The sequence below is a fragment of the Halomonas sp. 141 genome, from assembly GCF_002810305.1.
Lineage (GTDB): Bacteria > Pseudomonadota > Gammaproteobacteria > Pseudomonadales > Halomonadaceae > Vreelandella > Vreelandella stevensii.
In genome coordinates, this window is the sequence record NZ_PINZ01000059.1 from 1 (window position 1) to 13,483 (window position 13,483).

Sequence of the window (13,483 nt, forward strand, 5' to 3'; positions counted from 1 at the left end):
ACGTGAATGCGGCCCGGAATATCCTCAGCCTCGGGGCAGGACGTTGCCCTCAAGAAGTTGGAATCCCCGTCCTTTAGGGCGGGGAGGACGTCAAGATTTGTGCGGTCGCGATGATCGCTTGAGATTTTCTCCCTACTGCTGGCGCGTGCGCATGGCGCTGGCCCACAAAGGGCTGGCATACACTACGGTGGCCTGGCGGTTTCAGCAGAAAGAGGCGCTGGCATTTGCCCACTACGACAAGGTGCCGGTGTTGACCGATGGCGACACGGTGGTCACCGACAGCTTCGATATCCTGCGCTACCTGGATACCACTTACCCTGAGGCGCCGGTGCTGGGCGATGGGCTGGGCTTGCAGCGTGTCACGCTATTCAAGCAACTGGTGGACCGCAGCATTACGCCCGCGCTGTTTCGTATCGTGGTGCTGGATCTGCTGGAAGCCATCCACCCGGAGGATCGGGAGTACTTCCGCACCACCCGTGAAGCGCGCTTTGGGGCCAGCCTCGAGGCGGTTCACGACCCTGAGAAAGGCCGCCAGCAACTGCATCAGGCGCTGGTGCCCGTCAGTGCACAACTCAAGGAAACCCCTTTCCTCGATGGTGACTCCCCCGCTGGGGCAGATTACCTGCTGTTCGGCAGCATGATGTGGGCCTATAGCGTCTCGACCGAAACGCTGGTGGAGGAGCGTGACCCCGTGGCCGGCTGGTTCCAGCGCATGCTGGCGGTGCATGATGGCGTGGCGGGCAAGGCCATGACCATTCGTGATCTATACTAGGCTAAGCGGTACTCGCCGCTGACACTCACAGGCAACATGAAGGGCCACACCCCTGTATGGGGACGCCCTTCATGGACAAGGAGATGGCAATGATTGACCTGTATTACTGGACAACGCCCAACGGCCACAAAATCTCCATCATGCTTGAAGAAGCGAAGCTCGCCTATCGTGTAAAGCCCATCAATATCGGGCGGGGCGATCAGTTCGACCCCGAATTCCTGGCCATTGCCCCCAATAATCGCATTCCTGCCATCGTCGACCATGCCCCGCGCGACGGGGGGCAGCCCATGGCGCTGTTCGAATCAGGGGCGATTCTGGAGTACCTGGCAGACAAGAGCGGTCAGTTCCTGCCAGCAGAAGGGCGCGAGCGTTATGTGGTACTGCAGTGGCTGCACTGGCAGATGGGTGGGCTAGGCCCCATGGCCGGGCAAAATCATCACTTCTGCCACTATGCGCCCCACAAGATCGACTACGCCATCGAGCGCTACGTGCGTGAAACCAATCGGCTTTATAGCGTGCTGGACCAGCGTCTTTCCCAGCAGCACTATGTGGGCGGCGACCGTTACTCGATTGCCGACATGGCCATCTACCCATGGATCGTGCCCTGGGAAAAACAGCGCCAGACCCTGGAGGAGTTTCCCGACCTGGAGCGCTGGTTCGAAGAGCTTTCCCAGCGTCCCGCCATTCGCAAAGCCTATGCATTGGTCGAGGATGTGAACCCCCAGGCAGGTGCGCCCATGGATGACCTGGCGCGTAAGCACTTGTTCGGAAACCGCTAATAATGATTAACCGCGAGTGAGTCATCGATAATGGCGATGCAGCGTGCATGAAGGTGAAAAAAATCATGTTGCGCTGCACAAAAAGCGCTGCTAGCTTTGATATTAGCAACGGCAACCGCCTATTAAGAGGCGCCGTTGAGCGCATCGTACCGCTAGCTCACTCAAGGAGATTTAGTGATGAACAAGACAGCAGAAAAAACCAGCCAGCAGTTTGAGTCCGTGTTTGTTTCCCCCATGCGCTCTTACACACTGGCAGCGCTGGACTACTACGAGCAGCTGGTCGGCGCTCAAATGGATGCTGCACGCGCCTATTCCGACATGACCATCGCCCAGGCGCGCACCTGGCTCGACGTCAAGGACGCCGATAGCTTCAAGAAAGCCATGGAAAGCCAGCAGAAAGCGGCCAGCGACATGATGGAGCGCATGAAAGGTGACTCCGAAAAAGTGACCTCTATCAGCCAGGGCTTCCTGCAGGAAAGTCAGAAAATGGCGGAAGAGACCACCAAGAAAGCAGCCGATACTGCCAAATCGTAACGGTTGCTCCATGAAAATGCCGCGCCCTGAAGCGCGGCATTTTTTTATCCGAAGAGCGGGCATTAGGTGGCGTCGCCTGCACGCGCTCTCAGCCGAAACCGTGCAATCCTGATGATTTGCTCGATGGCCGTTTTTCTTTCTTGTACCGGATCGTTGTTCAACCGCTTTTCAAAGGCCTCCAGAATGGCATAGCGGTCCAGGCCCTTGACGGCAATCACGAAGGGAAAGCCAAATTTTTCCTGATAGGCGGCGTTCAACTGCTCGAAGCGGGCAAACTCTTCCGGTGAACACTGATCGAGCCCAGCTCCGGCCTGTTCGCTGGTAGAGTCGTGGGTCAGCTCCCCGGCCAGCGTGGCTTTGCCGGCCAGATCAGGGTGTGCCTGAATGACGGCCGTCTGCTGCTCGGGAGAGGCCTGTTGAAGCATCTTGCCCATCAGTTCGGCCAACGCATCCGGGGCGTCGTGAGCCTCTTCCAGGCCGTGTTGCCAGGCAGCCTTGGCCACCCAGGGAGAGTGTTCATAGACATCGCCATAGTGGGCCACGAAGGTTTCCAGGCTGCTTTGGCTCGGGGCAGGGGACAGTCGCAAAGGCGTTTCAGTCGGCACAAGGGTTCTCCACGCGTGCGAAAAGGGAATTGCTGTATACAATAAATAGCATCAACGGTACTCTTTGACCAATAGGTCAAACCTGCCAACAACACCAATAACCCTGCCAATATGAGGAGTGACGATGGGACGCTTGACTACCCACGTGCTGGATACCGCCAAAGGGCAGCCCGGTCAGGGCATCATCATCGAGGTCTTTCGGTTGACCGGTGGCCAGCGCGAGCCGTTAGCGACCACCGTCACCAACAGCGACGGCCGCTGTGATGCGCCGCTGTTGGAAGGCGAGGCGCTGACCGCTGGCGAATATGAGCTAGTGTTCCATGCGGGAGACTATCTACGCCAGCAGGGGGTCGAGGCTGCCGAGCCCCGCTTCCTGGACGTCATCCCGCTGCGCTTTGGCGTGGCCGATGCCAGCCAGCATTACCACGTACCGCTGCTGCTCTCGCCGTATGGCTACTCGACCTATCGCGGTAGCTGAGGGGGCTTCACATGCAAGCGTATACTATCGAATTTGCCAACCTGCTGCTGCGCTGGCTCCACGTGATCGCCGCCATCGCCTGGATCGGAGAGTCGATCTATTTCGTCATGCTGGATAACAGCCTGCGCACGCCCAAGGCTCAGGAAGATCGTGACAAGGGTGTGTTTGGTGAGATGTGGGCGGTGCATGGCGGTGGTTTCTATCATAATCAGAAATACGCCACGGCCCCTGCCAAGCTCCCCAACGACCTGCACTGGTCGTTCTGGAAAGCCTACACCACATGGCTCTCTGGCTTTGCGCTGTTCGTCATTCTTTATATGGTCAATCCGGGCTTCTACCTGGTCAACCCCAACAGCAACTGGGCCTGGGCGACCAACCTCACCGGTTGGCAAGCCAATCTGCTGGCATTGGGCTTCCTGTTGGGCGGCTGGGTGGTCTATAACGAGCTTTGCAAGCGTATCAGCCCGGATATGCAGCGTGACGGCCTGCTGAGCATTGCCGTGGCGGTGATGATGGTGGTCGTGGCGTATTTGAGCACCCAGATGTTCACCGGGCGGGCAGCCTTTCTGCTCACTGGGGCCGTCATGGCCACGGCCATGTCGGCCAACGTCTTCTTCTGGATCATTCCCGGCCAGCGCCGCATGGCCAAGGCCATGAAAGCCGGAGAGGCCCCCAACCCGCTAGATGGCAAGCGCGGCAAGCAGCGCTCGGTGCACAACACCTACTTCACGCTGCCGGTGGTGCTGCTGATGGTGAGTAATCACTACTCTTTTCTTTACTCCCATGAGCAGGCCTGGATCGTCATGGCCTTGTTCATCTTTGCTGGCGCGCTGATTCGTCAGTTCTTCGTGCTGATGCATGCGGGCAAGGTTCAGCCTGCCTATCCTGCGATAGGCGTTGGGCTGATTTTGCTCGCGTTCTGGGTGGCAGCGCCCAGCCCACGTGCCGCTGTGGAAGGCGCTGGCGGTGCGCCCACGCAAGCGCAAATATCTGGACTCATCGAGCAACACTGTACCCAGTGCCATGCCCGCAACCCTGAACATGCCGGTTTCTCCGCGCCGCCTGCAGGCTATGCCTTTGATAGCTGGGACGATATTCTTGGTCACAAAGCGCAAATCCAACAGGTCGTTGGCAGTCGCTACATGCCGCTTGGTAATATCACCAACATGAGTGACGAAGAGCGCGATATCATTGCGGCCTGGGAGGAGTAATCAGAGTCGCAGACAGGAGACACTATGAGTGATGCGCAGGCGGCGTTAAAGCGGAGGCCTTCTGACAAAGAGGGCGATGAGCGCCACGAAGCGATTTACCGGGCGGTGAGCGATGCGATTGTGGAGCAGCGCCTTAAGCCCGGCGCTCGGCTGCGTGAAGATGCGCTAGCGGAAGTATTCGGTATTAGCCGCACGGGGATTCGTAAGATCCTTCAGCGGCTGGCGCTGGAGCAGCTTGTTACCTTGACCCCGCGTCGTGGGGCTAGCGTGACGCGCCCCACCGCCGATGAAGCGAAAGACGTGTTCGATGCCCGCCAGTTGATCGAGTGTGGCCTCATGCCCGATGTGGCCAGGCGAATGAACGCCGCGGCGGCGGCGGAGCTTCGCGAGATGGCCCGCCAAGAGCGCCAAGCCCTACGCAGCGGTCAGCAGAGCGTGGCGATTCGTCTCTCGGCGGATTTTCACGTGCGTCTCGCGCAGCTCTCCGGCAACGCCACCCTGGCAGAATTCGTCGAGCGCCTCTGCTCCCGCTCCTCGCTGATCCTCGCCGTCTACGGCCATCGCGGCCACTTAGGCTGCGAATCCCACGACCACGACGACCTGATTGGCTACCTGGAAACCGGCAACGGCGAACGCGCCAAAGCCTTTATGAGCCGCCACCTCAAAGCCATCGAAGCCTCGCTCTCCATGGTTGAAGAGGAAGAGAGTGTACCGGATCTGCAGCAGATTTTTGGTGTTTAGCGACGACGCATCTGCTCAACTGTAATATTTTCTGTATTGTATACAAAAATAGAGCGCTTTTCTGCGATGCGCAAGCCCTTTCATGCGATGGGTTGGCGTTCGTAGAGTTGACCAAGTGTTCAGGTTTCAATGGGTTAGCGCGCTATTACGCCTAAAATCGTCGTCATCTCAATTAATTAGCCCTGAATCGAATTGCGGTGGCCGTTCAAAATGGCTATTTTGTATACAAAATAAAACGCTCTGTCTCTGTTAAGGAGCCTGTTCATGACCTCTCATTACCCCCGCGATTTAATCGGCTATGGCCGCACGCCGCCCCACGCTAACTGGCCAGGCAAGGCCAAGATCGCCGTTCAATTTGTGCTTAATTATGAGGAGGGCGGTGAGAACTGCGTGCTGCATGGGGATTCAGGTTCAGAGCAGTTTTTGTCCGAGATTATTGGTGCGGCCAGCTACCCAGACCGCCACCTGAGCATGGAATCCATCTACGAGTACGGCTCCCGCGCTGGCGTGTGGCGTATTCTGCGCGAGTTCGAGCGTCGTGGGTTGCCGCTCACCGTATTTGGGGTAGCGATGGCGCTAGAGCGCCACCCGGACGTGGCCCAGGCGTTTAAAGAGCTTGGCCATGAAGTGGCGTGCCACGGCTACCGTTGGATTCACTACCAAGAAACCCCGGAGCATGTCGAGCGCGAACATCTGCAAAAAGCCATGGAGATCTTCCAGCGTTTGTATGGTGAAAAGCCTGAAGGCTGGTACACCGGGCGCGATAGCCCCAATACGCGCCGTTTAATTTTGGACGAAGGTGGTTTTCTTTACGACAGCGACTACTACGGCGACGACCTACCGTTCTGGACCAAGGTGAGCGATAGTCAGGGGGCTGAGCATAACCACCTGATCGTGCCTTACACCTTAGATACCAACGACATGCGCTTTGCTGCTCCGCAAGGTTTCAATACGGCGGACCACTTCTTTACCTACCTGCGCGACGCCTTTGATGTACTGTACGCCGAAGGGGAAGAAGCGCCGAAGATGCTCTCAATTGGTATGCACTGCCGTTTGTTGGGCCGCCCGGGGCGCTTCCGCGCACTGCAGCGCTTCTTAGACCATATTGAAGCCCACGACCGAGTGTGGGTAGCACGCCGGGTGGATATCGCCCGCCACTGGGCGGAGCATCATCCGGCACCGACTCGTTAAAAGGCAGCATCATAATGAATAAAACGACTTACTACGCCCCCTCCGGCGGTCACCCGCCGCAAACCCAACTCACCGCTGACCGTGCGGTTTTTACCGAAGCCTATGCACTGATTCCTAAAGGCGTGATGCGCGATATCGTGACCAGCAACCTGCCGTTTTGGGAGGGCACTCGGTTGTGGGTGCTAGCGCGGCCGCTGTCGGGATTTGCGGAAACCTTCTCCCAGTACATCATGGAAGTGCAGCCGGAAGGCGGTAGTGATAAGCCTGAGCTAGACCCCCAGGCGGAAGGCGTGTTGTTTATTGTGCAGGGTGAGTTAACGCTCACTTTAGCGGGTGAGCGCCATACGATGGGGCCGGGTGGCTACGCGTTTATTCCACCTGGCAGCCACTGGCAGGTGCGCAATGAAACCCGCGAGCCGGTGCGTTTCCACTGGGTGCGCAAAGCCTACGAGTATGTAGAAGGTCTGGAAGTGCCCAAAGCCTTCGTGACCAATGAGCAGGAGATCGCACCGATCGAAATGCCGGGCACCGAAGGTCGCTGGGCCACGACGCGTTTTGTCGACCCCAACGACGTGCGCCACGATATGCACGTCAATATCGTTACCTTTCAGCCGGGTGGCGTGATTCCGTTTGATGAAACCCACGTGATGGAACATGGCCTCTACGTACTTGAAGGCAAAGCGGTGTACCACTTGAACCAGCAATGGGTCGAAGTGGAAGCGGGCGACTTTATGTGGCTACGCGCCTTCTGCCCTCAGGCGTGCTACGCCGGTGGCCCTGGCCCGTTCCGCTACCTGTTGTACAAAGACGTTAACCGCCATGCGGCGCTCAAAATCTGAGTTGGGAAGCCCACCATAACTAATACTCGTTAGGATGATGCTATGTTAAATCTGACGGCAAAACCGCTGACGGCGGAGGCGTTTGCGCCCTTTGGAGACGTCATCGATGCCCGCACCTCCGCATCGTTTCCGATTAACGCCGGGCGCACCAAGCGCCATCACGATCTCGCCAAGGTGGAAACCCTCGGCGACAACGCTCGAACGCTGATCAATATTTTTGTCAGCCAGCCAGTGACGCTGCCGCTCAATCTCACGTTTTTAGAGCGCCACCCCCAGGGCAGTCAGGCGTTTATGCCGCTGCATCAGGAGCGCTTTATCGTGGTGGTGGCACCGCCTGGCGACACCATTGCGCCAAACGAGGTGCAGGCGTTTGTCACCGACGGCCGCCAAGGGGTGAACTACCGCGCCGGTACTTGGCACGCGATTCAGTCGGTGTTGGAGCGCGAAGGGGAATTCCTGGTGGTGGATCGCGGTGGGGATGGCAATAACTGTGAAGAATATCCCCTGGATGTTACCGTCACTTTAGCGGAATAGCCCACCGCAAGTGCATGCGAGTGTCATCTTGGTTGGGTTATGCTGATAAGCTGACACTCTACTCTATGAACGGTTAGGACATTTATGAGCGCAAACACCCATATCCCCCTTCGTCGTACCAAAATTGTCGCGACCCTCGGCCCCGCCAGCGACCGTGAAGGCGTACTGGAAGCCATGTTGAAGGCGGGGGTGGATGTGGTCCGCTTGAACTTTTCCCACGGCACGGCGGACGACCATCGCCGCCGTCTTGCCCGTGTGCGTGAAATCGCCGCTCAGCTAGGCCGCAGTGTGGCCGCGCTGGGCGATTTGCAAGGCCCCAAAATTCGCGTTGCTCGCTTTAAAGAGGGGGCGGTTTATTTAGAAGAGGGCCAGCCGTTTGTACTGGATATGGCCATGGATAGCGACGCTGGTGATATCCACGGCGTCGGCTGCGATTACAAAACCCTGGCGGATGATGTAACCGCGGGCGACCGCCTGCTGCTGGATGATGGTCGCGTGGTGCTGGATGTTACCCGCGTAGAGGGCAAGCAGGTTCACACCGAGGTGGTGGTGGGTGGCAAGCTCTCTAATCATAAAGGCATTAACAAGCAGGGCGGCGGGCTATCGGCTCCCGCGCTAACGGAAAAAGATAAAACCGACCTGAAAACCGCCGTTGAGATTGGTGTCGATTACTTGGCGATCTCCTTCCCTCGTACTGCGGAAGATATGCTGGAAGCCCGCCGCCTGTTGGGCGAAGAGGGCAAGGAAATTGGCCTCGTTGCCAAAGTGGAGCGCGCCGAAGCCGTGGCCGATGACGCCACGCTGGATGGCATTATCGAAGCCTCCGAAGCGGTGATGGTGGCTCGTGGCGACCTCGGCGTGGAAATTGGCGATGCCAAACTGGTCGGCGTGCAAAAGCGCATGATTAAACGCGCCCGTTCGCTTAACCGCGCGGTGATTACCGCCACCCAAATGATGGAGAGTATGATCTCCGCGCCGCTACCCACCCGCGCTGAAGTTTTCGACGTGGCGAACGCGGTGCTGGATGGCAGCGATGCGGTCATGCTCTCTGCGGAAACCGCCGCGGGCGACTACCCGCTGGAAACCGTAGAAGCAATGGCGCGTGTTTGTCTGGGTGCCGAGCGTGAGCGGGTCGCCCAAGAGTCGGGCCATCGTATCCACGAAGGCTTTACCCGCCCCGATGAAACCATTGCCCTTTCGGCGATGTACGCCGCTAACCACATGAACGGCGTGGTGGCGATTGCTTGCATGACCGCCTCGGGCTACACGCCGTTGATCGCCTCGCGCATCCGCTCGGGCCTGCCTATCGTGGGGTTGGCTCACAACCCGATTGCCCAGCGCCGTATGGCCCTGTACCGGGGCGTGGTCTCACTTCCCTTCGATACCTCGAAAATGACCGCCACCGAGCTTAACGACCAAGCCCTTACGCTGTTGGTGAAGCAGGGCGTCGCCAAGCCGGGTGATCACGTCATCCTGACCCGTGGCGACCACATGAACGCCCACGGTGGTACCAACACCATGAAAGTGATGGCTATTACCGAGCAACACGCCGACAGCGCAAAGGCCTAGCATATGCGCTTACTGCTGTTGCTATGCGGTTGGCTGTTAAGCGCGCCTGTGATGGCGGGCGCGCCCATTGTGGCGGCGGCGTCTAGCCTGCAGTTCGCCTTGGAAGAGGCTGCCCAGCAGTTCACTCAGCAAACCGGCCAGGCGCTGCGTCTCAATTTTGGCTCTTCTGGCAACTTTCGCCGCCAAATCGCCCAAGGCGCGCCCTTCGAGCTGTTTTTGTCAGCAGATGAAGGGTTCGTTCAGGCGCTTTACGACGAGGGCTACGTGGATAACGCGGGCGTGATTTACGCCCGAGGACGGCTAGCCTGGGTACAGCCGGCTGGCCGTTACTCCGTACCCAGTGAGCAAGCGCCGCTTGTCGGCGTGCAGGAGGCCATTACCGCCTGGGAAGAGGGGCAGCGGCTGCGTATCGCCATTGCTAGCCCTGAACACGCCCCTTACGGCGTGGCTGCCCGAGACGTGTTGCAAAAGGCGGGCCTATGGGAAGCCAGCGAACCGCTGCGGGTGCAAGGGGAGAATGTCTCCCAGGCGATGCAGTTTGCCCTTTCCGACGAGGCGCGAGGTGGTTTGGTGGCTTATTCGTTAGCGGTGGCACCTGCGTTGGCTGAGCGCAGCGAGGCGGTGTTGATGCCTGAAACGTGGCATACGCCGCTGCGCCAGCGCATGGTGTTAACGCCGCAGGCCGGAGAAGTGGCTCAGGCGTTTTATGAGTGGCTGCAACAGGCGGATGCGAAAGCGATTTTTGAAACCTACGGATTTAGTACCGATTAATGGACTGGTCGGCGTTCTCTGTCTCGCTGCGGCTCGCGGCGTTTACCTGTCTCTTCTTATTACCTCTAGGCATTTGGTGGGGGCGCGTGCTGGCGACCGCACAGTTCCGTGGCAAGGGGCTGTGTGAGGCGCTGATTGCGCTGCCGCTGGTGCTACCGCCCACGGTGCTAGGGTTTTATCTGCTCCAGCAGTTTGGCCGTGATGCACCGTTAGGCGGTGCCTGGGCGGCGCTGACAGGGGGCGGGCTCAACTTTACCTTTAGCGGTATTTTGTTGGCTTCTCTGATTGCCAATCTCCCCTTTGCTATTCAGCCGATTCAGCGTGCCTTTGAGCATGTGCCTGCGAACCTGCGTGAGGCTGCGTGGTGCAGTGGGCTAAGCCCATGGCAAACCCTGTGGCGTATTGAATTGCCGCTGGTGTGGCCGGGCATCCTATCGGCGGCAGCGCTAACCTTTGCGCACACACTGGGCGAGTTTGGCGTGATTTTGTTGGTTGGCGGTGCGATTGATGGCGAGACCCGCACGCTCTCTATAGCCATTTATGATCGCGTCCAGGCCTTTGACGAGCAGGGTGCGGCGAGCATGTCTGCCCTCTTGCTGGTCATTTCCCTGGCAACCTTAGGCCTTGTCTATGGGCTCGCTGGCAAGCGCAGGTGGTCACGTGGATGATCTGATAGTGACCGCCCAACAGGCCGACCCGATTCCACTCAATGCCTCGTTTCGCTGCGCCCCTGGGGAGCTGCTGGCGCTGGTCGGGCCATCGGGAAGTGGTAAAACTACCTTGCTGCGCACCATTGCCGGGCTTTACCAGCCTCAGCAGGGCAGAGTGAGCTGCGCGGGCAGGGAGTGGTTTCTGGCCCAAAGCGGCCAGCGCCACTCACTGCCGCCGCAAGCGCGCCAGATTGGTATGGTGTTTCAGGATTATGCGCTGTTCCCTCATCTAACGGCGCTGCAGAACGTTCAGCTAGCCATAGGACACCTGCCCCGCGCTCAAAGGCGTGAACAGGCTGTTCAGTGGCTCACTAAAGTGCGCTTGGAAGGCTTAGAGGCGCGCTACCCTAGCGAGCTTTCCGGCGGCCAGCGCCAGCGAGTGGCCTTGGCTCGCGCCTTGGCCAGAGAACCCCAAGCGCTGCTGCTGGATGAGCCGTTCTCTGCGGTGGATCAGGTGACTCGCCGCCGCTTGCAGCGCGAGCTGGCGCTACTGCGCCAGCAAATTTCTATCCCCATTATTCTCGTCACCCACGACTTGGAAGAAGCCACCGCGCTCGCCGATCAAATCTGCGTGTTGCATAACGGGGTAAGCCTGCAGCAGGGCACGCCTGAAGCGCTGTTTCGACAGCCCGCTTCGCCGCTTGTCGCTAGGTTGCTGGATCGCCACAACGTCTTTAGCGGGGAAGTGGTCGAGACGGACGCTGGGCGACGCTTGCGGTGGGGGGAATGGCTGCTAGAAGTCAGCGAAGGTATCGCCCAGTGTGAAGTAGGAGAGTCATTGGCCTGGTACCTGCCGCCGTCGGATATTGTACTGCATCGTCGGGGACGGCCTTCCCAAGGCGAACGCGAAAACCCGGTGGCGGCGACGGTCAGTGAAATGGTGGTGTTGGGTGGCATGACATCAATCTCGCTGCGTGTTTCCCACGGAGATATGCTACGTTTCGACATCGCCACCCACGCGGCCAAACGTAACCAGCTTAGCTTGGGGGAAAGGGTGCACGTCTCGCTGCTGGCTGAGGGGATTCATCTTATGCCCGCGCAGCGTACCCACACGGCATCACACAACAAAAGGAACCTGTTATGACCCTGACACGCCGCCAACTGCTGAAAACCGCTGCCGGTGTTTCGCTTGCCGCCTGTTTACCCCTGTCGCTGTTAGCGGCTTGGGCAGCTGAACCCGCGCCAGCCAACACGCTGCCGCTGGCGATCCATAGCGAAGGTGGCCCGCACCGTCTCGATGTCGAAGTCGCCGAAACCGCTTCCCAGCGCCAGCGCGGCCTGATGGGACGTGAACATCTGCCAGAAACACGAGGCATGCTGTTTCGCTTCGAGCGTGAGCAGCCCGCTGGTAACGCCTTTTGGATGTACCGCACGCTGATTCCGCTGGATATCGCGTATATCGACGGCGAAGGGCGCATCGTTGCTATAAACACGATGCCGCCCTGCGAATCTGATGCCCCCCAGGAGTGCCCCTCTTATCCTGCCGGGGCGGCCTACCATGCGGCGTTGGAGGTTAACGCGGGCTACTTTGCGGAACGTGGCATACAGGTAGGCGACTGTGTCTCGGTGCCTGCGCTGGCCGGATTTTGTCGCCCCGAGTAACGTTCTCGCTTACGCCCTGGTTGGCCGCCGTTTGCCAAACTTCAGCACAATCAGGGCGATTCCCGCGACCACTAAGCCTCCGCCTACCAGTTTATGTACCCCAAGCGGGTCGTCCATCAACAGCACGCCTAAGCCCACCGCGAAAACGGGGGTGAGGAGTGTCATCGGCACTACGCGATTTACCGGGTGGCGGCGCAACAGCGCGTACCAAATCCCGTAAGCGACAATCGACGACATTACGGCGGTGTAAATCATCGCCCCCCAGCCTAGCCAGGTGGCTTGCTGCATCGCCTGCCACTGACCGCTCTCAAAGAGCCATGACCCCAACCCTACCTGAGGCACTGCGAACAGCGCCACCCAGCCCGCCAGTGCCATCGGCGCAATCGGTGGGCCGCGCTTGATCAACAGCTGCGACACCGCCCAGCCCATGGCACTGCACAACAGGATCGCCAGTGGCAGAGGAGAGGGCAGCGTTGGCCCGCCCGCCAGCACGACGACCCCAGCATAAAGAGAGCAGCAGCCCGGCAATACGCTTGGGCCCCAGCTTCTCTTTTAGAAAGATTACCGCTAACAGCGTGGCAAAGGGCGTGCCCATTTGTACCAGCAGCGCGCCGGTACCTGCCTCAGCGTGCTCCAGGCCAATAAACAGCAGAGCAAAGTGTAGGCTGCCAAACGTCACCGAGAGCAGCAGCAAAAAGGGTAGCTGTACCCGCGCCACTGGGTAGAAAGGCACCAGCAGCGTCGCGACGAGCATAAAACGCAGTGTGGTCATCAATAGTGGCGGTAGTTCCGCCACACCAACCTTGATCACAATGATATTCAACGCCCAAATGGCGATAACAAACAGGCCGAGTAGCAAATCGCGTAGAGGCACGTTGATGTCCGTTGGTGGATGGAAGCGGCAGTCATTATATCAGCTTGGGAGATGGTAAAAATAATAGCGCTATAAGTGGTTGTTTAGCATTGCTGCTGTTCCTAGATTCATAGAATAACCGCAGCACTTTGGATCTCAAGGTAGAAGCAGGAGGGCCAGCGCCGGTACTCTCTCTGCTTTACCGACCAAAGTGAAACAGAGCATGGCATACCGACAGCTGACCCAGACCCAACGATACCAGATTCACGCTTACAGGTGTGCAGGCATGAGCCA

At 58.8% G+C, this 13,483-nt stretch carries 15 protein-coding genes and 1 pseudogene; 14 read left to right on the top strand and 2 right to left on the bottom strand.

Annotated features, from left to right (window positions below; genetic code table 11):
• Positions 1-43: 43 nt before the first annotated feature.
• The 3 genes from CWI66_RS16110 to CWI66_RS16120 all read left to right on the top strand — a co-directional run bounded on the left by CWI66_RS16110 (position 44) and on the right by CWI66_RS16120 (position 2,085).
• Positions 44-772, top strand: a complete 729-nt coding sequence (locus CWI66_RS16110; protein ID WP_100732251.1) for a glutathione S-transferase N-terminal domain-containing protein — start codon at positions 44-46, stop codon at positions 770-772.
• A gap of 89 nt (positions 773-861) precedes the next feature.
• Positions 862-1,551 carry a glutathione binding-like protein gene (locus CWI66_RS16115; protein WP_081192624.1) on the top strand — a complete coding sequence of 230 codons (690 nt, stop codon included), beginning with the start codon at positions 862-864 and terminating at the stop codon, positions 1,549-1,551.
• A 177-nt stretch (positions 1,552-1,728) separates the two neighbouring features.
• Complete coding sequence (locus CWI66_RS16120; protein ID WP_016916200.1) at positions 1,729-2,085, top strand: phasin family protein; 357 nt, start codon at positions 1,729-1,731, stop codon at positions 2,083-2,085.
• Between the two features lie 62 nt (positions 2,086-2,147).
• On the opposite strand, the gene uraD is transcribed toward CWI66_RS16120, so the two are convergent.
• A complete protein-coding gene (gene uraD / locus CWI66_RS16125; protein WP_100732245.1) occupies positions 2,148-2,690 on the bottom strand; it encodes a 2-oxo-4-hydroxy-4-carboxy-5-ureidoimidazoline decarboxylase in 543 nt (180 codons plus the stop codon).
• A 124-nt stretch (positions 2,691-2,814) separates the two neighbouring features.
• Between uraD and uraH the strand changes: the two genes are divergently transcribed.
• The 11 genes from uraH to CWI66_RS16180 all read left to right on the top strand — a co-directional run bounded on the left by uraH (position 2,815) and on the right by CWI66_RS16180 (position 12,336).
• On the top strand, positions 2,815-3,168 hold the full coding sequence (uraH, locus tag CWI66_RS16130; protein WP_081136265.1) for a hydroxyisourate hydrolase: 354 nt from the start codon (positions 2,815-2,817) through the stop codon (positions 3,166-3,168).
• Between the two features lie 11 nt (positions 3,169-3,179).
• A complete protein-coding gene (locus CWI66_RS16135; RefSeq protein WP_100732246.1) occupies positions 3,180-4,379 on the top strand; it encodes a urate hydroxylase PuuD in 1,200 nt (399 codons plus the stop codon).
• Positions 4,380-4,403: 24 nt separating this feature from the next.
• Positions 4,404-5,120 (top strand): GntR family transcriptional regulator, encoded by a 717-nt coding sequence (locus CWI66_RS16140; protein WP_054640954.1) that lies wholly within the window; start codon positions 4,404-4,406, stop codon positions 5,118-5,120.
• Between the two features lie 264 nt (positions 5,121-5,384).
• Positions 5,385-6,311, top strand: a complete 927-nt coding sequence (gene puuE / locus CWI66_RS16145; RefSeq protein ID WP_044628690.1) for an allantoinase PuuE — start codon at positions 5,385-5,387, stop codon at positions 6,309-6,311.
• 14 nt (positions 6,312-6,325) lie between these two features.
• On the top strand, positions 6,326-7,150 hold the full coding sequence (locus CWI66_RS16150) for a bifunctional allantoicase/(S)-ureidoglycine aminohydrolase (RefSeq protein WP_100732247.1): 825 nt from the start codon (positions 6,326-6,328) through the stop codon (positions 7,148-7,150).
• A 42-nt stretch (positions 7,151-7,192) separates the two neighbouring features.
• Positions 7,193-7,684 carry an ureidoglycolate lyase gene (locus CWI66_RS16155; RefSeq protein ID WP_100732248.1) on the top strand — a complete coding sequence of 164 codons (492 nt, stop codon included), beginning with the start codon at positions 7,193-7,195 and terminating at the stop codon, positions 7,682-7,684.
• A gap of 84 nt (positions 7,685-7,768) precedes the next feature.
• Positions 7,769-9,253 carry a pyruvate kinase gene (gene pyk, locus CWI66_RS16160; protein ID WP_054640952.1) on the top strand — a complete coding sequence of 495 codons (1,485 nt, stop codon included), beginning with the start codon at positions 7,769-7,771 and terminating at the stop codon, positions 9,251-9,253.
• Between the two features lie 3 nt (positions 9,254-9,256).
• Positions 9,257-10,024: a molybdate ABC transporter substrate-binding protein gene (modA, locus tag CWI66_RS16165; RefSeq protein ID WP_100732249.1), complete on the top strand. Its 768-nt coding sequence runs from the start codon at positions 9,257-9,259 to the stop codon at positions 10,022-10,024.
• Positions 10,024-10,692: a molybdate ABC transporter permease subunit gene (gene modB, locus CWI66_RS16170; protein WP_062360632.1), complete on the top strand. Its 669-nt coding sequence runs from the start codon at positions 10,024-10,026 to the stop codon at positions 10,690-10,692. Before modA ends, modB begins: the two co-directional genes overlap by 1 nt.
• On the top strand, positions 10,685-11,818 hold the full coding sequence (locus CWI66_RS16175) for an ABC transporter ATP-binding protein (RefSeq protein WP_228219506.1): 1,134 nt from the start codon (positions 10,685-10,687) through the stop codon (positions 11,816-11,818). The genes modB and CWI66_RS16175 overlap by 8 nt, the downstream gene beginning before the upstream one ends.
• Positions 11,815-12,336, top strand: coding sequence for a DUF192 domain-containing protein (locus tag CWI66_RS16180; protein WP_100732250.1), 522 nt, complete (start codon positions 11,815-11,817; stop codon positions 12,334-12,336). The genes CWI66_RS16175 and CWI66_RS16180 overlap by 4 nt, the downstream gene beginning before the upstream one ends.
• 9 nt (positions 12,337-12,345) lie before the next feature.
• Here CWI66_RS16180 and CWI66_RS16185 read toward each other — a convergent pair.
• Positions 12,346-13,210 (bottom strand): annotated as a pseudogene (locus tag CWI66_RS16185) (DMT family transporter).
• Positions 13,211-13,483 lie beyond the last annotated feature (273 nt).